The organism is Pseudonocardia sp. C8, from assembly GCF_014267175.1.
Classification (GTDB): Bacteria; Actinomycetota; Actinomycetes; order Mycobacteriales; family Pseudonocardiaceae; genus Pseudonocardia.
In genome coordinates, this window is record NZ_JACMTR010000002.1 from 5,817,959 (window position 1) to 5,838,427 (window position 20,469).

Consider the following 20,469-nt stretch of genomic DNA (forward strand, 5'->3'; position numbering starts at 1 on the left):
CCGGTCCGGTCGGTACCGTCCGGGCGTCGGGGATCGCGCGATCCGACCCAGAGCCTAGTCTCGTGCCGCCGGTGGGTGCGCGGTCGGGCGTCCCGACCGGGCGTCCGGGACGTGACGGCGCGGCGACGGGCACGTGTCCACGCGCCGACACACCTGCGGGGAACACGTTTTGCCGGCGTTGTCAACCCCCTGACCTGCGACGACGGCGAAAGCCGGTCTCCGGCCCGCGCGGACGACGTGTTAATCTGGACCCAGCGAAAGGGGCCAGAGGACACATGGTTTTCAAGGTCGGAGAGACCGTCGTCTACCCGCACCACGGTGCCGCTCTCATCGAGGCGATCGAGACTCGGACGATCAAGGGCGAGGAAGTCCAGTACCTCGTCCTGAAGGTCCAGCAGGGTGATCTGACGGTCCGCATTCCCGCTGACAATGTCGAGGTCGTCGGCGTCCGGGACGTCGTGGGGCAGGAGGGCCTGGATCGGGTCTTCGAGGTGTTGCGCGCGCCGCACACCGAGGAGCCGACCAACTGGTCCCGCCGGTACAAGGCCAACTGGGAGAAGTTGACCTCCGGTGACGTGAACAAGGTGGCCGAGGTCGTCCGCGACCTGTGGCGCCGCGAGAAGGACCGTGGCCTGTCCGCAGGCGAGAAGCGGATGCTCGCCAAGGCGCGGCAGATCCTGGTCAGCGAGCTCGCCCTGGCCGAGGGCACCGACGAGGAACGGGCCGAGGTCCTGCTCGACGAGGTGCTCGCCACCGCGGTCGCCTGAGGGCGTCGGTGAGCGGACCGTCCTCCGGGGCGGCCGTGGTCGCCGTGCTGCCCGCGGCCGGGTCCGGGGTGCGCCTGGGGGCCGGCGTGCCCAAGGCGTTCGTCGAGCTGGCCGGCGTGCCGATGCTGGTCCGGGCCGTCGACGGGCTGCTGGCATCGGGCGTGGTCGACCACGTGGTCGTCGTCGTGCCGGTCGACGAGGTCGACGGCGCCGCGGCGCTGCTGCCGGCGCGGCCGGTGACCGTGGTCGCCGGTGGTGCGGACCGCACCGCGTCGGTCGCGGCCGGGCTGGCCGCCATCGGGCCGGACGTCGAGATCGTGCTGGTGCACGACGCCGCGCGCCCGCTCACGCCGGCCGGTGTCGTGTCCCGGGTGGTCGCCGCCGTGCGCGCCGGCGCGCCCGCGGTGGTTCCGGTGCTCCCGGTCGCGGACACGATCAAACAGGTGGACCCGGCGGGCGTCGTGGTGTCCACCGTGGACCGCTCCGCGCTGCGCGCGGTCCAGACGCCGCAGGGGTTCCGGGCACCCGACCTGCGGCGGGCCTACGCGGGCGAGCCCGACCCGCGGACCGACGATGCGGGGCTGGTCGAGGCGCTCGGCGACCCGGTCGCGACCGTGCCGGGAGATCCGCTGGCGTTCAAGGTGACGACGGCGTGGGACCTGCGGATCGCCGGGCTGCTGCTCGCCGGTGCCGCGGCCGGGTGCGCGGACAGGGACGGGGTGAGGGCCGGATGAGGGTCGGGATCGGCACCGACGTCCACCCCGTCGAACCCGGCCGCGACTGCTGGGTCGCCGGCCTGCTCTGGGACGGCGCCGACGGCTGCGCCGGCCACTCCGACGGCGACGTCGCCGCGCACGCGCTGTGCGACGCGCTGCTGTCCGCCGCCGGGCTCGGCGACCTGGGCGCGGTGTTCGGCACCGGGCGCCCGGAGTGGTCCGGTGCATCCGGCGCGACCCTGCTCGCCGAGGTCCGCCGGCTGCTCGAACGGGACGGCTGGACCGTCGGGAACGCCGCCGTCCAGGTGATCGGCAACGACCCGAAGATCGGTCGCCGCCGCGGCGAGGCCGAGAAGGTGCTGTCGGAGATCGTCGGCGGGCCGGTCTCGGTCTCCGGGACCACCACCGACGGCCTCGGCCTCACCGGCCGCGGCGAGGGCCGCGCCGCCGTGGCGACGGCACTGCTGCTGGCTCACGGATAGGCGTCGGCCGTCCGCCGCTGGATCTCCTCGGGCGTGAGGTCCGCGGAGCGGGAAGCGATCATCCAGCTGTGCCCGAACGGGTCCGCGAGCCGGCCGCCGCGCTCGCCGTAAGGATGGTCGGCGACCTCGAAGATCACGCTGCCGCCGCCGTCCAGCATCGCCGCGGCCGTCGCGTCCGGGTCGTCGACGTAGATGGCCATGATCACGCTGCCGCCGGGTCCGCCCGGCGGCGGGTCGACGGCGTCGCCGTCCTTGACCGCCCAGACCGCGCTCCCGGCGCGGAGCAGGGCGTGCACGACGTTGCCGGAACCGTCGGTGTAGCGCTCGACGAGCTCGGCGCCGAACGCCGCGGTGTAGAAGGCGATCGCCGCGTCGGCGTCGGCCACGACGAGGCGCGGGTACAGCTGCTGAATGCTCATGCCCGAACCTTGTCACGCGGGCCGCGCCGGTGTAGTGGACGAATCGGAACGCCCGGCGCGAGGCCGCCGGTACCGCCTCCGTACCCTGGTGATGTGAGCCTCAGACTTCTCGACTCAGCGACCAGGGAGCAGCGTGCCTTCACGCCGCTGCGGGCCGGAGCCGTGTCGATGTACGTCTGTGGGGCGACCGTGCAGGGCCTGCCGCACATCGGCCACGTCCGCTCCGGCCTCGACTACGACGTCCTGCGCCGCTGGCTCGCGCACAGCGGCTACGACGTCACCCTGGTCCGCAACGTCACCGACATCGACGACAAGATCCTGCGCAAGTCCGAGGCCGCCGGCCGGCCCTGGTGGGAGTGGGCGGCCACGCACGAGCGGGCCTTCACCGCCGCGTACGACGCGCTGGGCTGCCTGCCGCCGTCGGCCGAGCCGCGGGCGACCGGGCACATCACGCAGATGATCGAGCTGATCGAGCGGCTGATCGAGCGCGGGCACGCCTACACCGCCGGCGGGGACGTCTACTTCGCCGTGCGCACGCTACCCGAGTACGGGTCGCTGTCCGGCCAGAAGGTCGACGACGTCCACCAGGGTGAAGGCGACCCCTGCGCGAAGAAGGACCCGCTGGACTTCACGTTGTGGAAGGCGGCGAAGCCCGGCGAGCCGAGCTGGCCGACGCCGTGGGGGCACGGCCGCCCGGGCTGGCACCTGGAGTGCTCGGCGATGGCGACCGCCTACCTCGGCCCGGAGTTCGACATCCACGGCGGCGGGCTGGACCTGGTGTTCCCGCACCACGAGAACGAGCGGGCCCAGTCCCACGCGGCCGGGGACCCGTTCGCCCGGTTCTGGCTGCACAACGCCTGGGTGACCATGGGCGGCGAGAAGATGTCCAAGTCGCTGGGCAACACGCTGCAGATCGAGGCGCTGCTGCAGCGGGTCCGGCCGGTGGAGCTGCGCTACTACCTGGTCGGGCCGCACTACCGGTCGGCGATCGAGTACTCGGACGCCGCCCTCGACGAGGCCGTCGCCGCGTACCGGCGGGTCGAGTCGTTCGTGAACCGGGTCCGGGAGCGGCACGGGCTGCCCGAGCCGTCCCCGTCGGTGCCGGCGGAGTTCACCGCAGCCATGGACGACGACCTCGGCACCCCGGCCGCGCTCGGCGTCGTGCACCGGCTGGTGCGGGAGGGCAACTCCGCCCTCGACGCCGGTGACGCCGCGGCCGCCTCGCAGGCGGCGTCGGCCGTGCGCGCGACGACCGGCGTGCTCGGCCTGGACCCGCTGGCCGCAGGCGGACCGGCCGACCACACCGCCGACACCGCCCGGCAGGCACTCGCCACCCTGGTCGAGTCGATGCTGGAGCGCCGCCAGGCGGCGCGCGCCGAGCGCGACTTCGCCACCGCGGACCGGCTCCGTGACGAACTGCTGGCTGCCGGGATCGCCGTCGAGGACGGCGCCGGCGGCTCCACCTGGACCCTGAAGGACGCGTAGGACCGATGGCAGGAAATTCCAAGCGGCGCGGTGCCGTCCGCAAGGAGGGCACGAAGAAGGGGATGGTCGTCGGCTCCGGCGGCCAGTCCCGGCGCGCGCTGCGCGGCAAGGGGCCGACCCCGCCCGGCGAGATGCGGCCCGGGCACCCGAAGCAGAAGGCGGCCGCCCGCCGCGCCCAGCAGGAACAGCAGCAGCGGCGCCGCCCGGTCGCCGGCCGGCGCGGCGACGAGGAGGGCCCCGAGACCGTGCTCGGCCGCAACCCGGTCGTCGAGTGCCTCCGGGCGGGTGTCCCGGCGACGGCGCTGCACGTCGCCACCGGGATGCCCGCCGACGAGCGGATCGCCGAGGCCGTCGCGCTCGCCGCGGAGCGGGGCATCTCCATCCTGGAGGTCCCCCGCAACGACCTGGACCGGATCACCGGCGGGGCGCTGCACCAGGGCGTGGCGCTGCAGGTGCCCCCCTACGAGTACGCCCACCCGGACGAGCTGCTCGAGGCGGCCGCCGACTCCGGACGGCCGGCACTCGCCGTCGCGCTGGACGGGGTGACCGACCCGCGGAACCTTGGCGCGGTCGTCCGCTCGGTGGGGGCGTTCGGGGGGCACGGCGTCGTCGTCCCGCAGCGGCGCTCCGCCGGGATGACGGCGGTGGCCTGGCGGACCTCCGCCGGAACCGCGGCCCGCGTCCCGGTGGCCCGGGCCACCAACCTCACCCGGACGCTGCGCGAGTACGCCTCGGCCGGGCTGATGGTGGCCGGGCTGGCCGCGGACGGCGACGTCTCGCTCGACGAGTTCGACCTCGCCGGCGGCCCGCTGGTGCTCGTCACCGGGTCCGAGGGCAAGGGCCTGTCCCGGCTGGTTCGCGAGACGTGCGACGTGACCGTGTCGATCCCCCTCGCGGGCGAGGTCGAGTCGCTGAACGCCTCGGTGGCGACCGGGGTGGTGCTGGCCGAGGTGGCCCGGCGGCGCCGGCAGCTCTGACCCGGGGTCGGCACCGCCGGCACCGTCCGGCCTCGGCGGGTCAGGCCCGGACCGGCGCCCGCCCGCGCAGCCGGGCGACGCCCCGGCACAGCAGGTAGGCGACGAACCCGAGCGCCGCCACGTACGCCGACACCGGGAGCCCCGGAGCGAGCGACAGCACGGTCCCGCCGACCAGGGCGATCTCGGCGATGATGATCGCGATCACCGTCGCGCGCACCGGGTTCGCCGTGACCCGGTTCGCCGCGGCGCCCGGCACGATCATCACCGCCAGCACCAGGATCGCCCCGACGATCGGCACCGCCAGCGCCGTGACCAGCCCGATCAGCACCGCGAAGACCAGCGACAGCGCCCGCACCGGGACGCCGCGGGCGAGCGCGACGTCCGGGTCGGTGCTGGCGAACAGCAGCGGCCGGTAGACCACCAGCAGCGTCGCCAGTACCAGCACGGCGACCGTCGCCAGCACCCACAGGTTGGTGCCGTCGACCGCCACGATCGAGCCGGTGAGCAGGCCGAACCGGTTGGAGGAGCGGCCGTCGTACAGGGACAGGAACAGCACGCCGAGCCCGAGCCCGAACGCCATCACGACGCCGATCACCGAGTCCCGCTCGCGCTGCCGCAGCCCGAGCACCCCGAAGATCATCGCTGCGATCACGGCGCCGGCCACCGAGCCCAGCCCGACCTCGAGGCCGACCAGCAGCGCGGCGGCGCCGCCGGTGAAGGCGAGTTCCGCGGTGCCGTGCACGGCGAACGCCATGCCCCGGCTGACGACCAGCGGGGTGAGCAGGCCCGCGACGAGGCCGAGCACCGCGCAGGCGATCAGCGCGTTCTGCACGAACGGCTCGCCCAGCAGCTCGAGGGTGCCGTCGAACGAGATGATCCGGTCCATCAGGCACCCCCCACCGGGAGCGGCTCGTGGTGCGGCTGGTCCTCGGCGCCGACGACGACCAGCCGGTCCCGCACCCGCAGCACGTCGACCTCGGTGCGGTACAGCTCGGAGAGCACCTCGGAGGTCATGACCTCCTCGGTCGGGCCGATCCGGAACCGGCCGTCGACCAGGTAGAGCACCCGGTCCACCAGCGGCAGAACCGGGTTGATCTCGTGGGTCACGAACATGACGGCGGTGTCGCGGGCCCGCCGCCGGTCGTCGATCAGCCGGGTGACGGTGCGCTGGTGCGAGAGGTCCAGGGAGAGCAGCGGCTCGTCGCACAGCAGCACGGCCGGGTCGCCGACGAGTGCCTGGGCGATTCGCAGCCGCTGCTGCTCACCGCCGGACAGCCGGCCGATCGGGGCGTCGGCGTAGCCGGTGCCGCCGACCTGGTCCAGGGCCCGGGCGATCCGTGCCCGGCGCTCCCGGCGCCGGCCGATGCCGGGGCCGAACCGGTGACCGTCGAGCCCGAGCCCGACGAGGTCCCGCCCGCGCAGCGGCAGGTCGGGGTCGAGCGGCTGCTGCTGGGGCACGTAGCCGATCTCCGGGCTGCCCCGCCGCGGCGCGTGGCCGGAGACCCGGACCTCGCCCTCCGACAGCGGCAGCAGGCCCAGCAGGACCCGGACGAGCGTCGTCTTGCCCGAGCCGTTGGGGCCGAGCACGGCGACGAACTCGCCGGGCGCGACGTCGAGGTCGAGACCGGACCACAGGGTCCGGTCCCCGAATCGCAGGCCCGCCCCGCGCAGCGAGAGCGCGCCGCGAGTAGCGCCAGCGGATCGCGCATCGGCGGGGCGGGCGGCGGGATCGCTCATGCGAGCAGTCTCCTCCGTCGTCGGTCAGCGGTTGAGGGCGCCACCGAGCGCGTCGAGGTTGGCGTTCATCCACTGCACGTAGTCGGTGGTCCCGTCCGGCAGCGTCTCGGACATCTCGATCACCGGGACCCCGGCCTGCTCGGCCGCGGCCCGGACCTGGTCGGTGCCGGGCGAGGAGGTCTGGCTGTTGACGATCAGCGCGTCGACCGGTGGCCGGGTGCGGAACAGGTCGAGCATCCGCGCGACGACGGCGGCAGGCGGGTCGGTGCCCTCCTCGACCGCGACGGAGAACTCCCGCGGGGTCACGTTGTGCACGCCGGCGGCCTCGAGCAGGTGGTTCGCCACCGGCTCGGTGGCGGCGACCCGGGCGCCCGGGTGGGTGCGGCCGATGTCGGTGGCCTTCGAGGTCAGCTGCTGGATGCCGCCGCGGACGGTCTGGGCGTTGGTCCTGTAGTAGTCGGCGTGCGCCGGGTCGATCGTCGCCAGCTGCTGGGCGACGGCGTCGGCGACCTTCTGCACGGCCGGCGGGCTGTACCAGACGTGCTCGTTGAACGAGCCGTGGTCGTGGCCCTCGTGGCCGGCCTCGCCCTCGGGAGCCCCGCCGTGGGCGGCGTGCGGGTCCTCCGCGCCGTGGCCGGCCTCGCCGTGCCCGGCCTCGTTGTGGCCGGCCTCGTTGTGGCCGGCCGCAGCGGGTGGGGCCGCGGCGGGCGCGGACCCGGCCGCACCCTCGATCCCGGACGACGCGACGGCGTCGATCACCGGGGCCCGGTTCCCGGAGGCCTGGACCAGGCCGGTCATGAACGCGTCGTAACCGCCGCCGTTCATCACGACCAGCTTCGCGTCACGGACCTTGGTCGAGTCCTGCGGGGTGGCCTCGTAGCCGTGCGGATCACCGCTCGGCGAGTCGATGATCGACTGGACCTGGACGAAGTTGCCGCCGACGGCCCGGGCGACCGAGCCCCAGGCGTCGGTGGAGGCGACGACGGGGACCTGTGGCGGGGCGGGGGTGCTCGGCGCCTGGGTCTGGCCGGACCCGCAGGCGGACACGCCCAGGGTCAGCGCGGCCAGGCCGGCCACGAGCGCGGCGGGCCGGAGCGGGGATCGGGACACGGACGTTCTCCTATCAACGTATCGGCATACCTTTATCGAAAACCGTTCTCAATTCACTCTACCGTCGGATGGCGGTGCTGCCGATGTGATCCGTGCGCTGCAGGCGGGGCCGACTTGGACGCCCGTGACCCCGCCGCTACCGTTCGGAGCATGTCCGGTCCCCAGCATCCGCGGCGCCCGGCGACGCTCGCGTCGCTGGCCGCCGAGCTCGGCGTGTCCCGGACGACCGTGTCGAACGCGTACAACCGGCCCGACCAGCTGTCCGCGCCGCTGCGGGAGCGCGTCCTCGAGGCCGCCCGCCGGCTCGGGTACCCCGGCCCGGACCCGGTCGCCCGGTCCCTGCGCACCCGCCGGGCCGGGGCGGTCGGGCTGCTGCTCACCGAGGCGCTGAGCTACGCGTTCCGCGATCCCGGCGCGACCGGCTTCCTCGAAGGACTGGCGCTGGCCTGCGAGAAGGCCGGGACCGGCCTGCTGCTGGTGCCGGTGAGCCCGGAACACTCCGACGTGGACGCCGTCTACCAGGCGGGTGTCGACGGCTTCGTCGTCTACTCGGTCAGCGAGGACGACCCGCACTACCGGGCCGTGCTGCAGCGCCCGGTGCCGACCGTGGTGTGCGACCAGCCGGCCGACGTCGAGGGCGTCGACCGGGTCGGGGTGGACGACCGCGCCGGCACCCTCGCACTCGGGCGGCACATGGTCGAGCTCGGCCACCGGAGGATCGGCGTGCTCTGCATGCGGCTCGGGGCACGCCGGCACGACGGTCCCGCCGATCCGGCCCGCCAGGAGGGCAGCTCCTACAGCGTGCAGCGCGAGCGGCTGGCCGGGCTGCGCGCGGCGTTCACAGAGGCCGGGGTCGACTGGTCGACCGTGCCGGTCGTCGAGCGGTTCGAGCACACCCCGGAGGCCGGCGCCGACGGGGCGGCCGCACTGCTGGAGGCGCACCCCGGGATCACCGCCCTCATCTGCACGTCCGACATCCTCGCCCTCGGCGCGCTCCGCGAGGTGCGCCGGCGCGGGCTGCGGGTGCCCGAGGACCTGTCGGTCGCCGGGTTCGACGGCGTTCCCGAGGCCGAACGGGCCGGGCTGACCACCGTCCGCCAGCCGTTCCGGGAGAAGGGCCGGGAGGCGGGCCGGCTGCTGCTGGAACGCGGCGAGCGGAACGTCCCGGAGCACGTCACCCTCCCCACCGAGCTGGTGATCGGTACGACGACGCGGGCGCTGCGCCAGTCGGGGGAGTTCTTCTCCGGCTGGTAGGCGCTCCGCGCCCGTGAGTGGTTAGCAGGGTCCTGACCCTGCTAACCACTCACGGGCGCGCAGCGCCCAGCCTCGCGAGGACGCCGGCCAGCTCCTGCGGGTCCGCGACCCGGTGGGCGGCCGCGGTGGCCCCGGGGCCCACCTTGATCCCGACGTCGCCGTCGCGCAGCACCCGGAACACGGTCTCGTCGGTGACGTCGTCGCCCGCGAACAGCACCGCGTCGGCTCCGAGCGCCGCGCGGAGCAGCTCGATCGCCGAGCCCTTGGTCGTCTCGAGCACCGCCAGGTCCAGGACGTCCTTGCCGGCGGTCGCGTCGATGCCCGCGCGCCCCCACTCGGCCTCGACCCGCTCCAGGAGCGCCGCCCCGGCCGCGGGGTCCATCCCGCGGACGTGCACCGCCGCCCCGGCGGGCTTGGCCTCCAGGCGCGCCCCGGGGGCCTGCTCGACGAGCTTCTCCAGGCCTTCGACCAGCTCGGCCCGGCGCCGGGCCTGCTCCTCGGTGAGGAACCCGTCCTTGCCGAGCAGCCCGGCGAGCTGCTCGTCGAACTCGGCACCGTGGCTGCCGACCAGCCCGACCGGCGGGACGAACCCGGACACGGTCGCGAGGTCGTCGCGGCCGCGCCCGGACACCATCACGACCGTGGTCGCGGGGTGCGCGGCGAGCCGGCGGACCGCGTCGGCCGACTCGGGGAGCGGGCGGGACGTCGCCGGGTCGTCCACCAGCGGCGCGAGCACGCCGTCGAAGTCCAGCGCGACCAGCAGCCGGCGCACCCGCCCGATCCGGTCGAGGTCGTCGTCCAGGCTCATTCGGCCACCTTCACCCCGAGGGCCGCGAGGAAGGAGCGGGCCCAGCGGTCGACGTCGTACTCCAGGACCTGGCGGCGCAGCGTCCGCATCCGCTTGCGGCCCTCGTCGGGGTTCATGGTCAGCGCGGCGTACAGCGCCTCCTTGACCCCGTCGGTGTCGTGCGGGTTGACGAGCAGCGCGCTGGTCAGCTCGATCGCGGCACCGGTGAACTCGGAGAGGACCAGCACGCCGCCGTCGTCGTGCCGGCAGGCGACGTACTCCTTGGCGACGAGGTTCATGCCGTCCCGCAGCGGCGTCACGAGCATGACGTCGGCGGCGAGGAAGAACGCGACCAGCTCCTCCCGCGGCAGCGAGCGGTGCAGGTAGTGCACCGCGGGGTGGCCGACCCGGGCGTACTCGCCGTTGATCCGCCCGACCGACAGCTCGATCTCGTCGCGCATGTGCTGGTAGTGCTCGACCCGCTCGCGGGACGGCGTCGCCAACTGGATCATGACGGTGTCGATGGCCGACTCCGCTCCGCTCCGCGACGTGTCGCCGCCCGTGACGCGACCCTCCTCGAGCAGCTCGTGGAAGGCGCGCAGTCGGACGTCGATGCCCTTGGTGTAGTCCAGCCGGTCCACCCCGAGGATGATCTTCGACGGGTTGCCGAGCTCCTCCCGGACCTGGGCGGCCCGCCGTACGACCGCATCGGAGCGGGACAGCTGGTCGAGTCGCTTCGAGTCGATCGAGATCGGGAAGGCGCCGAGCCGGACCCGCCGGTCGCCGTACTGCACCGACTCCGGGTCGCGGTGCTCGGAGGCGCCCGCCAGCTCCTGGGCGAGCCAGTGGAAGTTGCGGACGCCGCCGTCGGTGTGGAAGCCGACCAGGTCCGCCCCCAGCAGGCCCTCCAGGATCCGGGTCCGCCACGGGAGCTGGCGGAACAGCTCCACCGGCGGGAACGGGATGTGCAGGAAGAAACCGATCCGCAGGTCGGGGCGCAGCTCCCGCAGCCGCCCCGGGACGAGCTGGAGCTGGTAGTCCTGCACCCAGACCGTCGCGCCGTGCGCGGCGACCTTCGCAACCTCCTCGGCGAACCGCTGGTTGACGTTCGTGTAGGTGCGCCACCAGTGCCGGTGGAACTGCGGCTGCGCGACGACGTCGTGGTACAGCGGCCACAACGTGGCGTTCGAGAAGCCCTCGTAGTACTCCTCGACCTCCCGGGCGGACAACCGCACCGGGTACAGCGACAGGCCGTCGGAGACCAGCGGGTCGACGTCGACGTCCGGGACGCCGGGCCAGCCGACCCAGGCGCCCTCCCTCGCCCGCAGGGTCGGCTCCAGCGCCGTGACCAGGCCGCCCGGGCTGCGCCTCCAGCCCGTGCTGCCGTCCGGACGTCGTACGTAGTCCACCGGAAGCCGGTTGGCCACCACAACCAGGTCTGCCGCGGTCACCGGTTCGCCGCTGGTCACATGCCCTCCTCGCCGTGCGTCCCGGGTCCGCCCCGGGCCCCGCGGCCGAGCCTACTTCGGTTCGGAGGACCCGGCCGGGGCGTCGCCGTTGTCCCCGAGGTCGGGCGCCTGCATGAAGCCGGAGCCGGTGGCCGACGCCTCGTTGTTCCCGTGCTTCTCCTCCGGCGTGCGCTGCGGGCGGGTGATGAACTGGCCCAGCGCCACGCCCGCGGCCAGCGCGAGGCCGATGGCCAGCGCGACCGTGACCGTGACGAGCCCCTCGGAGACGCCCTCGACGGCCAGCTGGTAGAAGCCGCGATACGCGGCCAGACCGGGCAGCAGCGGCGTGACACCGGCCAGCGTGATGACCATCGGCGGGGTGTCCGTGCCGCGGCGCAGCAGGCCGGCCGCGAGACCGACGACCAGGGCCGCGGCACCGGTCGAGGGCACCGGCCCGATCCCGAGGACCTGGGTCATGACGCCGTAGACGGCCCAGCTCGCCCCGCCGACGACACCTGCGATCGGCAGCGACTTCAGCGGGGAGTACCCGGCGAGTGCGTAGAACGCCGCGGCCAGCGCACCGGACACCACCGACAGGCCGAACTGGCCCACGCTGGACGGGAGGTCGCCGGACACCTCGATCGTCAGGTCGAACTGAAACCCGACCTGCAGGCCGATGACGACGCCGGTCAGCAGGCCCGCGGACAGCAGCGAGATCTCCACGATCCGGGCCGCGGAGGTCAGGTAGTAGCCGGTCAGGGCGTCCTGCACGGTGCTGACCACGCTCAGCCCGGACAGCAGCACCGTGATGCCCGCGGCCACGATGAACGACGGTCGTGTCCCGGCCGGGAACAGGCCGATCGAGATCAGCACGATCGTCGACCCGGTCACGAGGAACCCGCCGAGTGCCTGCTGGAAGAACGCGGCGACGCCCCACCGGGACAGCACCCGGCCGATCCGGTCGATGCACGCGGTCGTGACGAACGCGGCCGCAGCAGTGATCGGCCCGCCACCGAGCAGCAGGGCGATGGACGCGGCCAGGCCGGCCCAGCCGAACGTCGCGACCCAGCGGGGGTACGGGTGCGGGCTGCGGATCACATCGGAGACCCGGGCGGACGCCGCGCGGACGTCCAGCCGCCCGGCCTCCAGCTCCCGGACGATCTGCTCGGTCTCGGCGAGCCGGGACAGGTCGAGCGTGCGGTAGCGGACCAGGCGCATCGTGGTGACCGGCTGGGCGGCGTTGCCGCGGTGGCAGCACATCGTGATCGAGGTGAACGTGATGTCGACGTCGACGGCGGGCAGGCCGGCCGCGTTGGCCAGCCGCAGCATCGTCGCCGTCACCTCGTCGACCGACTCGCCGGACGACAGCTCGATCTCGCCGATCCGCATGCAGAGGTCGAGGACCTCCTGGACCCGGGCGTCGTCGGGCACCTGCGGCCCGAGCATCAGCATGGGCACCGTCGACGGGCCCGGGGTCAGCAGCCGCTTCGCGTCCCGCCGCAACGCACCGCGCAACCGCCGCGCGAACCGGTCGGCGGTCGGCGTGTCCTCGGCCACGACCCCGTCACCTCCATCTCGATGTCGTCGGCTACCCCCACCAGGCTAGGGCTGGACGCCCGGGCGCCCGCCGGGGCTCGTCCCGTTCGACGGGTGGCCGGGGCGGGGGGTTGCGAGACACGCGGGACGTTAGGCTGGGATCACCCGCCGGTGTAGCTCAGTGGTAGAGCAACTGTCTTGTAAACAGTAGGTCGTCGGTTCGATCCCGACCATCGGCTCCGCGCCTGACCAGTATGAACGCGTTCACCGTCCGGCCGTCGACGGTCCGGGCCCTCGGCCGGTGGTCGCACGCTGCACGCGACGCTCGGCCGCGGCGGCGTCCAAGGACGGATCTCTGGTGATACCGACCTGCGAGTACCGCAGCATCGACGACGCGACTGCCAGTGCACTCGGAAGCGATCATCGGCGGCCTTTGCGGTGAGCGGCTGAACCCGCCGCACGGCGGGTCGATCCAGCTCATCAACTCTGACGACGTCCGGAAACACGCCGGTGACCGTGCTCGACAGGGCGGCTGAACGGGCCATTACCGGCTCGTCCGGTCAGTGGAGAGGTCGGGGACGTGGATAGGGAGACCTGGGAGTCGATGGCGCAGGCGGACCGCGAGGAGTGGGTTCGTTTCCAGGCCTGGAAGCAACAGCGTGACGGCGATCGACAGGCGGTCGCTCGTGACCAATCCGGACACGGGCAGCTCCGCCATTCGACATCCCGCCGCGTCGTGCTCGTCGGTGTGATCGCGCTGCTCGTCGTGCTCGGCGTGCTCGCATCATTCGGTGCGAACACGACCATGACCGGGCGAATCACTGTAGCCACGGGCACGAGCGCGTTGTCGTCGAGCTACAGCAGCTACGGCTCCAATGGGGGCCGCTGTGTCACCTACCGTGGGTATGACGACATCGCTGAAGGCGTCTCGGTGACAGTCCGCGATTCCGGTGGCGCGATCGCGGGGGTCGGCCACCTCGGCGCGGGCCGACCCGAGCCCTATGGGTGTACGTTCCCGTTCACCGTTGCTGACCTTCCGAGTTCGGAGTTCTACACGGTCGAGATCAGCCACCGCGGTGAGGTCACCTTCACCGCAGACGATGTAGCAGCTGGCGACGTTCATCTCAGCCTCGGCTGAGCCCCTTGTCGAAGCGCTGACGACCTGCGGCGACCGCAGGGACCTGCTGCACTCGGATCACGCCGTAACGGTCACCAGCGATCCGAACAGGACCAGAACAGTGGCCGCCACAGCCAGGTACAGCCTCGTCGGAATCCCGACGCCGGCCGTGGTGGCCCCGCTCCACCAGGCTGTCCAGGCGCGGCCGAGCACCGGCCACAGGGCCAGCAGCACGATCGCAGGCACCCAGAGACGAGCGCTGTCCCGCAGGAACCCTCCCGAGTTCGTCATCGCTTGCTCGAGAAGCGTCGGTGCCTGCCCGATCAGCAGCCATGCCGGCACCGCCCCGACGAGGATGACGACGAGCAGCAGGATGAGGCTCAGCGGCCAGCCGGCGAGGAGGGCGACATCTCCCCAGCGTCCGCCGAGCAGGACCGCTCGCCTCATCCCCGGCGGCGGGTGCGACATCCCCAGCAACATCCGCTGATACCGCCCGGTCCGCGTGGAGACGCCGTGCTGCAGGACCCGGATCAGGTCATCGGAACGACCGAGCCGGGCGGTGTGCCGGTCGGCAGCCAGCTCGGCGGCCCAGAGCGCGGCGACCGGTAGCAGGAGCTGCCGTGGGAGCTCGGTGACCAGGAGAGGCAGCTGTCCGGCCAGCACCCACGCAGTCGGTTCGTCGGACAGGGCAAACACAACCCATGGCAGGACGCCGCCGAGCAGCAGCAGCGGCAACCAGACGTTGAGCAACGCGACGAACGGGCTTCCGATCCCGAGGAGCAGGTGGTCGCCGGTGCGCAGGTGCGCGATCTCGTGCAGCAGTACCGCCTCGGCTCCCGCCCGGTCTGCGCGCCACTGCTTGACGAAGGGCGCGAAGACGGCGACGCGTGCCCGGCGCAGACCGGCCGGGTACACGCGCACCAGCCGACCGCTGCGTGTCAGGTTGGCACGTACCTCGACGGCAGCGCCGTGCTCCCGCATGAACGTCTCGATCTCGTACAGGACGCCGCGGTCCGGTGGCGTCAGGCGGAAGCGCCGTTCGACGTAGCGCCCCCGCAACCCGGGCAGCAGGACACCCAGCACACCCGCCAGCAGCAGGAGATCCGGCACGAGCGAGAGCACGGCATACGCGAGAAGCAGCCACGACGACGGTGACTCGCCGGAGAGCCCGGCCCCGTCGAACAGGTTGAACGATGCCACCCACCCGGAGATCGTTGCGGGCAACGCGACCGCGTAGGTCACCAGCCAGAGCAGCGGCCAGGGCGGCATCGCTGCGGCCGGCTGGTCAAGCCCGACCGAGGTCACGGTGCTGCGTTCCGGGCGCGGTCGAGGAACGCGGCCGCCGCGGCCGGGTCGGCCGCCACGACCTCCATCGCCGCCGCCGCTGTGGCGGTTGCGGCCGGATCGGAACCAGTGCGGTCGAGCCGATCGCGGACGTCCACGACCGCCGTCGCGGCCCGCTCGACCACCTCGGATGGCGCCTCGGTTCCTCCAGTGTCGTCGGGGCGTCTCGCAGCGACGGACGGCTGTTGATCCCCGAGGCTGTCGTTCGATGAAGTCGGGGTGGGCCTCGACGCGCGCAGGCTCCGCAACGCCACACCCAGGCTCGCGCTCGCCACCAGGGTGTTGATCGCCGGATCTCCGATGAATGCCTTGATGGTGATGTAGGACGCGTGGATTACGTCGAGAACGGTTGGCAGGAACAACGCCGTTCCCGCGCCGAACGCGCCCGGGTCCGCGCGCACCCCGGCGAACAGCTCTCGGCGCGCCGAACCGCCTTCGACATAGGCCGCGATGAGATCAGGGGCCAGGTCCACCTCGTCGGGGGCGACCCGGTCGGCGAGGCGCTCAGCCCAGCTCGTGAGCTGATCGGAGCCCGAAGGCAGCGCGGTCACGGAATCGACTCCCCTCGGTGGCCCGGTGTGGTGCCGAGGCACACTCGTTCGAGGGGCTCTGAACGTTGCACGGGTGGGCCGCCGTGCTGGCACGTCCGCCTGCCCCCGGGGCCCTGGACGCTGCCATGCCGAGTCACGCTGCTGTCGCGACCGGGGGTGCCGCCGACGTTCCGGCGACGTCGCCGACACCGCGGTGGAGCCGGATCGGACGAACAGCGGTCCACCGGCGACGAACGGCACCTCCGGTGTCACGAAACGGGACGTGAACCCCGTCACTGCGCGCCGATTTCCGTCCCGGACCGCAGATGGCCCGGTGCGCGCCGTTCATGCGCGCGCAACGTGTGTTCGTCTCGGGCGGCTTGACCACACATGCCGCCGTGTCCAAATCTCGCCGGGTACCGCGAGTCGCAGGTCCAGCGCGAGAGGATGAAATCAATGGTGCTTCCGTCCAAGATGCCCCAGCTCGCCGACCTCGACTTGCTGCTGTCGGTCGAGCGTTACGGCAGCGTGGGAAAAGCGGCGCAGGCGCACAGCCTTTCCCAGCCGGCCGCCAGCATCCGGATCAGCGCCATGGAACGCCGGCTCGGTCTCCGGCTGCTGGAGCGCTCTCCCGCGGGCTCGAAGCTCACCGAGGACGGGGAGATGCTCGCGAAGTACGCCCGCAACGTGATGCAGGCGGCGCGGGAGCTGCTGGAATTCGGCTCCGACGCCCGTTCCTCCGAGGCGAGACGGCTCCGGGTCGCGGGTAGCCCGGCGATCTCCGAGCACCTGGTTCCCGAATGGCTGAACCGTTCCCGGTCCTCGTTCGGTGATGTTCGCGTCGAGGTGCAGACCGGCAGCGTCGACGCGCTGCGCCGGCTGGTCCTGGCGAGGCACGTCGATCTCGCGTTCATCGACGGCTGGTGCCGGGCGGGCCACCACGGACAGCAGCAGTATCGCGACGACCTGGCGACCCGGCACATCTGCGACGACGAGCTGGCCGTGGTGGTCGGCCCGGGCCATCCGTGGGCGGTGCGGGGCACGCCGGTGACGGTGCCGGAGCTGGCGGCCGCGCCCCTGGTGCTGCGCGAGCGCGGCTCCGGGCTCCGGGAGTTCACCGACGAGCTGCTGGGAGCCGCACCCACCCCACGGGGTTACGTCGAGCTGCCGTCCAGCGCCGCGATCAAGCAGGCGGTCGCGACCAGCCGGCGGGTGACGGTGCTGAACGTCTCCACCGTGCGCGCCGAGCTCGCGGAAGGGCGGCTGCACCGGGTGGACGTCGACCAGGAAATGCCCGCGAAACCGGTCTACGCAGCGTGGAACGAACGCAGGGGCCTTCCGGAGCTGGCGCAGGAACTGGTCGAGGTCGCCGCGTCGAAAGGCTCTCCGGTGCCCGTCATCGGGCCGGGCCAGAAATCGAGAAAGGCCGGCTCACGAACGCGGCCGAGGCCGCGGAAGGCGGTGGCGGTCGACGTCCACGAGGCGATCGCCTGATCGTCGAACCCGTAGCGAATACAGGAGGATCAATCACAGTGTCAGCCCTGAACAAGATCGCACGGACCCTCGTGTCCGACAGGCGCGGCATTCTCGCTGCCGACGAGAGCATCGGGACCATGTCCGCCAGGCTGGAGACCGTCGGCGTCGAGCCGACCGCGGAGAACCGCCGGGTGTACCGGGAGCTGATCGTCACGACTCCGCGGCTCGCCGAGTCGATCAGCGGCATCATCCTCGCGGACGAGACGTTCCACCAGAAGCTGAGCAACGGGCGCACCTTCCCGGAGTACCTCGAGGACATCGGCATCCTCACCGGGATCAAGGTCGACACCGGGGCGAAGCCGCTGGCGGGAGCACCGGACGAGAAGGTCACGGAGGGCCTCGACGGGCTTCGGGAACGCGTGGCGGAGTACGTGCGGCTCGGCGCGACGTTCGCGAAGTGGCGCGCAGTGATCACGATCGGCGAGAACGCGCCGTCGGCTCGCGCGGTGCGCGCGAACGTGCACACGCTGGCGCGCTACGCCGGCCTCTGCCAGGAGGGCGGCCTCGTACCGATCGTGGAACCCGAGGTGCTGATGGACGGCGACCACTCGCTGGAGCGCTGCCGGCAGGTGTCGACCGCCGTGCTGAGGTCGCTGTTCGAGGAGCTCGACCTGATGCAGGTGCAGCTCGACGGGATCGTCCTCAAGCCCAACATGGTCGTCGCCGGGAGCGGCAGCGCGGATCGGCCCGGCGTGGAGGAGGTCGCCCAGGCCACGGTGGACACGCTTCGGGAGACGGTTCCGGCGTCCGTGCCGGGGATCGCCTTCCTCTCCGGCGGGCAGCGTCCGGAAGTGGCGACCCAGCACCTCGGGGCGATGCAGAAGCTCGATCCCCTGCCCTGGGAGCTCACCTACTCCTTCGGCCGGGCGCTGGTCGGGCCGGCGCTGGAGGCCTGGCGGGGCGACGAGAACAACCGGGTCGCCGCGCAGAACGCGCTCTCCGAGCACGCCGTCGCGAACGCCGCCGCACGCTGAGCTCCGACCGGTGAGGGGCGGCCGGAACCGCCGAGGCCGGCCGCCCCGGCGTCCGGCGCAGTTCGTGCCCGTGCCGTTCGAGCGGATCGAGGATGATGACTACCCAGGAGCGGTTCGCCACCACGGTCGTCCCGGGGCCCGATCAGGCCCTCGCGCTGGAACTCGTGCGGGTGACCGAGGCCGCCGCCATCGTGGCCGGCCGCGGGGGCGGACGGCGGAACGGTGGCACGGCCGCCGCCGTCGCGATGCACGAACGCCTCATGTCCGCGCCCGTGCGTGGCACCGTCGTGATCGGTGAGGGCGAGCGGACCGGCGCACCCGTCCTGTCGGCGGGCGACGCCGTCGGCGCCGGTGACGGGCCGGTGTGCGACCTCGGCGTCAGTGTGGGCGGCGGCCCCGCACCGGCCACGGGCGAGCCGATCCCGCTGGTGGCGATCGCCGTGGCCGGGGGCGGTGCGCTGTACGCACCGCCCCCGGCGGCCCTCGTGGAGCAGCTGGCCGCCGGCCCCGACTGCGCCGACGTCGTCGACATCACCCGGCCGGTGGCGGAGAACCTGCGCGCGGTCGCCGCGGTCAGGCGCGTGCGGGTGCCGGACCTGGAGGTCGCCGTGCTCGGTGGGGCCCGGCACCCGGAGGCGGCGAACGAGGTCCGCGAGGCCGGGGCCCGGGTCCGTGCCCTGCAGGGAGGCGGCATCGCGGGAGCGATCGCCGCGGCACGTCCCGAGAGCCCGGTGGACCTGCTGCTGGGCACCGGGGGAGCGGCGGAGGGGGTCATCGCCGCGGCCGCCCTGTCCTGCCTGGGTGGGTCGCTCCAGCTCCGGCTGTGCTCCGACGGCGTCGACGAGGTCCTCCACACCCGCGACCTGGTGCGCGGCGGGCGCGTCCTGTTCTGCGCCACCGGGGTCACCACCGGCGAGCTCCTGCACGGCGTCCGGTACCACCCGGGCCGTGCCACCACCTGGTCCGTGGTGCTGAGCTCGGAGCCGGACACGGTGCGGATGGTGGAGTCCGAGCACCGGCTCGCCCGACCGCCGTACTGCCCGAACGAACGGCTGGTCGACCTGCCCCAGGGGTGATCTGATGATCTCCTGTTGTCACGTCCCCGAAGGAGTGCGATGACCGTGCATCCCGGCGACGGCGTCCGGTCGCTTCTCACCGAAGCACCGCTGATCGACGGCCACAACGACATGATCTCGAAGATCCGCGACCGGGCCGGGATGGACTTCGGCACGCTCGACATCTCCGTCGCGCAGCCCGGCACGCTCCAGACGGACCTGATCCGGCTCGGCGCAGGCGGGGTGGGTGCCCAGTTCTGGTCGGTCTGGATGCCGTGCTCGACGACCGGTGAGGCGCTGGCGGCCGGAACGCTCGAGCAGTTCGAGGGGATTCACCGCATCCAGGCGCTCTACCCGGACCGGACGGCCCTCGCACTGACCGCCGACGACATCGAGAAGATCAACCGCGAGGGGCGGATCGCGTCGTTGATCGGCGTCGAGGGCGGGCACCAGATCCTCGGCTCGCTCGACGTCCTCCGCCTGTTCCACCGGCTCGGCGCCCGGTACCTGACGTTGACGCACACGAAGAACACCGGCTGGGCCGACAGCTGCACCGACGTCGTCGACACCGGCGGCCTCAGCGACTTCGGGCGGGCGGTGGTGACCGAGCTCAACGACCTGGGGATGCTCGTCGACCTGTCCCACACCTCGCACGCCACCATGGACGCGGCGCTCGACGTGTCGCGCGCGCCGGTCTTCTTCTCCCACTCCGGGGCCTACACCGTGTGCCGGCACGCCCGGAACGTGCCGGACCCCGTGCTCCGACGCGTCCGATCGACCGGCGGCATCGTCATGGCCGTGTTCCTGCCCACCTTCCTGAGCGAGGAGGTCCGGCGCTGGGACGTGGCCAGGAAGGAGGTCCGCGCCGACGTGACGCGTGCGGGCGCGCCGGCGTCCTCGGCCGACGACGCCGTCACCGAGTGGGAGCGGGAGCATCCGCGCCCCGCGGCCGGGATCCCGGACATCGTGCGGCACATCGAGCATCTCCGCGACCTCATGGGGGTCGACCACGTCGGGATCGGCAGCGACTTCGACGGCATGACACCGCCGCCCGACATCCCGAGCGTCGACTACTTCCCCCGCCTGTTCGACGCGCTCTGGTCCCGCGGGTGGAGCCGTGGCGACCTGCGGAAGCTCGCCCGCGACAACGCCCTCCGGGTCCTGCGCGACACCGAGGACGCCGCACGCGCCTGAG

Annotated in this window: 20 protein-coding genes and 1 tRNA gene; 12 read left to right on the forward strand and 9 right to left on the reverse strand. The window is 73.0% G+C overall.

Annotation, left to right across the window (positions count from 1 at the left end; all coding sequences use genetic code 11):
• The first annotated feature begins 275 nt into the window (after positions 1-275).
• From H7X46_RS27650 to ispF, 3 genes are read left to right on the forward strand one after another with little or no spacing between them, the layout of a single operon-like run.
• The gene (locus H7X46_RS27650) at positions 276-767 is read left to right on the forward strand and encodes a CarD family transcriptional regulator (protein ID WP_186362132.1); all 492 of its coding nucleotides are present in this window, start codon (positions 276-278) and stop codon (positions 765-767) included.
• An 8-nt stretch (positions 768-775) separates the two neighbouring features.
• Positions 776-1,501 carry a 2-C-methyl-D-erythritol 4-phosphate cytidylyltransferase gene (ispD, locus tag H7X46_RS27655; protein WP_186362133.1) on the forward strand — a complete coding sequence of 242 codons (726 nt, stop codon included), beginning with the start codon at positions 776-778 and terminating at the stop codon, positions 1,499-1,501.
• Positions 1,498-1,965 carry a 2-C-methyl-D-erythritol 2,4-cyclodiphosphate synthase gene (ispF, locus tag H7X46_RS27660; RefSeq protein ID WP_186362134.1) on the forward strand — a complete coding sequence of 156 codons (468 nt, stop codon included), beginning with the start codon at positions 1,498-1,500 and terminating at the stop codon, positions 1,963-1,965. The genes ispD and ispF overlap by 4 nt, the downstream gene beginning before the upstream one ends.
• Here ispF and H7X46_RS27665 read toward each other — a convergent pair.
• A complete protein-coding gene (locus H7X46_RS27665; RefSeq protein WP_186362135.1) occupies positions 1,956-2,384 on the reverse strand; it encodes a glyoxalase/bleomycin resistance/extradiol dioxygenase family protein in 429 nt (142 codons plus the stop codon). The genes ispF and H7X46_RS27665 overlap by 10 nt on opposite strands.
• A gap of 93 nt (positions 2,385-2,477) precedes the next feature.
• Here H7X46_RS27665 and cysS point away from each other — a divergent pair, with 93 nt between their 5' ends.
• Together cysS and rlmB are read left to right on the forward strand one after the other, a co-directional pair.
• Positions 2,478-3,869, forward strand: coding sequence for a cysteine--tRNA ligase (gene cysS / locus H7X46_RS27670; protein WP_186362136.1), 1,392 nt, complete (start codon positions 2,478-2,480; stop codon positions 3,867-3,869).
• A gap of 5 nt (positions 3,870-3,874) precedes the next feature.
• Positions 3,875-4,846, forward strand: coding sequence for a 23S rRNA (guanosine(2251)-2'-O)-methyltransferase RlmB (gene rlmB / locus H7X46_RS27675; protein ID WP_186362137.1), 972 nt, complete (start codon positions 3,875-3,877; stop codon positions 4,844-4,846).
• Positions 4,847-4,886: 40 nt separating this feature from the next.
• On the opposite strand, the gene H7X46_RS27680 is transcribed toward rlmB, so the two are convergent.
• From H7X46_RS27680 to H7X46_RS27690, 3 genes are read right to left on the reverse strand one after another with little or no spacing between them, the layout of a single operon-like run.
• The gene (locus H7X46_RS27680; RefSeq protein ID WP_186362138.1) at positions 4,887-5,732 is read right to left on the reverse strand and encodes a metal ABC transporter permease; all 846 of its coding nucleotides are present in this window, start codon (positions 5,730-5,732) and stop codon (positions 4,887-4,889) included.
• Entirely contained in the window at positions 5,732-6,583 is an 852-nt protein-coding gene (locus tag H7X46_RS27685) for a metal ABC transporter ATP-binding protein (protein ID WP_186362139.1), read from the reverse strand. The genes H7X46_RS27680 and H7X46_RS27685 overlap by 1 nt, the downstream gene beginning before the upstream one ends.
• Positions 6,584-6,607: 24 nt before the next feature.
• Positions 6,608-7,693 carry a metal ABC transporter solute-binding protein, Zn/Mn family gene (locus H7X46_RS27690; RefSeq protein ID WP_186362140.1) on the reverse strand — a complete coding sequence of 362 codons (1,086 nt, stop codon included), beginning with the start codon at positions 7,691-7,693 and terminating at the stop codon, positions 6,608-6,610.
• A 150-nt stretch (positions 7,694-7,843) separates the two neighbouring features.
• Here H7X46_RS27690 and H7X46_RS27695 point away from each other — a divergent pair, with 150 nt between their 5' ends.
• A complete protein-coding gene (locus H7X46_RS27695) occupies positions 7,844-8,947 on the forward strand; it encodes a LacI family DNA-binding transcriptional regulator (RefSeq protein WP_186362141.1) in 1,104 nt (367 codons plus the stop codon).
• Positions 8,948-8,996: 49 nt separating this feature from the next.
• Here the strand turns inward: H7X46_RS27695 and otsB are convergent, their stop codons facing one another.
• From otsB to H7X46_RS27710, 3 genes are read right to left on the reverse strand one after another with little or no spacing between them, the layout of a single operon-like run.
• Positions 8,997-9,755, reverse strand: coding sequence for a trehalose-phosphatase (gene otsB / locus H7X46_RS27700; RefSeq protein WP_186362142.1), 759 nt, complete (start codon positions 9,753-9,755; stop codon positions 8,997-8,999).
• On the reverse strand, positions 9,752-11,203 hold the full coding sequence (locus tag H7X46_RS27705; protein ID WP_186362143.1) for a trehalose-6-phosphate synthase: 1,452 nt from the start codon (positions 11,201-11,203) through the stop codon (positions 9,752-9,754). The genes otsB and H7X46_RS27705 overlap by 4 nt, the downstream gene beginning before the upstream one ends.
• A gap of 51 nt (positions 11,204-11,254) precedes the next feature.
• Positions 11,255-12,739, reverse strand: coding sequence for a threonine/serine exporter family protein (locus H7X46_RS27710; protein ID WP_186362144.1), 1,485 nt, complete (start codon positions 12,737-12,739; stop codon positions 11,255-11,257).
• Positions 12,740-12,885: 146 nt separating this feature from the next.
• On the opposite strand from H7X46_RS27710, the gene H7X46_RS27715 reads away from it, so the two are divergent.
• Together H7X46_RS27715 and H7X46_RS27720 are read left to right on the forward strand one after the other, a co-directional pair.
• Positions 12,886-12,957: transfer RNA gene (locus H7X46_RS27715), tRNA-Thr, on the forward strand.
• A 341-nt stretch (positions 12,958-13,298) separates the two neighbouring features.
• On the forward strand, positions 13,299-13,856 hold the full coding sequence (locus tag H7X46_RS27720) for a hypothetical protein (RefSeq protein WP_186362145.1): 558 nt from the start codon (positions 13,299-13,301) through the stop codon (positions 13,854-13,856).
• Between the two features lie 57 nt (positions 13,857-13,913).
• Here H7X46_RS27720 and H7X46_RS27725 read toward each other — a convergent pair whose 3' ends face one another.
• Positions 13,914-15,140 carry a M48 family metalloprotease gene (locus tag H7X46_RS27725; protein ID WP_186362146.1) on the reverse strand — a complete coding sequence of 409 codons (1,227 nt, stop codon included), beginning with the start codon at positions 15,138-15,140 and terminating at the stop codon, positions 13,914-13,916.
• The gene (locus H7X46_RS27730; RefSeq protein WP_186362147.1) at positions 15,137-15,730 is read right to left on the reverse strand and encodes a hypothetical protein; all 594 of its coding nucleotides are present in this window, start codon (positions 15,728-15,730) and stop codon (positions 15,137-15,139) included. The genes H7X46_RS27725 and H7X46_RS27730 overlap by 4 nt, the downstream gene beginning before the upstream one ends.
• Before the next feature lie 435 nt (positions 15,731-16,165).
• Between H7X46_RS27730 and H7X46_RS27735 the strand changes: the two genes are divergently transcribed.
• From H7X46_RS27735 to H7X46_RS27750, 4 genes are all read left to right on the forward strand, one after another.
• Entirely contained in the window at positions 16,166-17,203 is a 1,038-nt protein-coding gene (locus H7X46_RS27735) for a LysR substrate-binding domain-containing protein (protein ID WP_186362148.1), read from the forward strand.
• A 38-nt stretch (positions 17,204-17,241) separates the two neighbouring features.
• On the forward strand, positions 17,242-18,219 hold the full coding sequence (locus H7X46_RS27740; protein WP_186362149.1) for a class I fructose-bisphosphate aldolase: 978 nt from the start codon (positions 17,242-17,244) through the stop codon (positions 18,217-18,219).
• Between the two features lie 92 nt (positions 18,220-18,311).
• Complete coding sequence (locus H7X46_RS27745) at positions 18,312-19,295, forward strand: fructose-bisphosphatase class II (protein ID WP_255426232.1); 984 nt, start codon at positions 18,312-18,314, stop codon at positions 19,293-19,295.
• Between the two features lie 39 nt (positions 19,296-19,334).
• Positions 19,335-20,468: a dipeptidase gene (locus H7X46_RS27750; protein ID WP_186362150.1), complete on the forward strand. Its 1,134-nt coding sequence runs from the start codon at positions 19,335-19,337 to the stop codon at positions 20,466-20,468.
• Position 20,469: the final 1 nt, after the last annotated feature.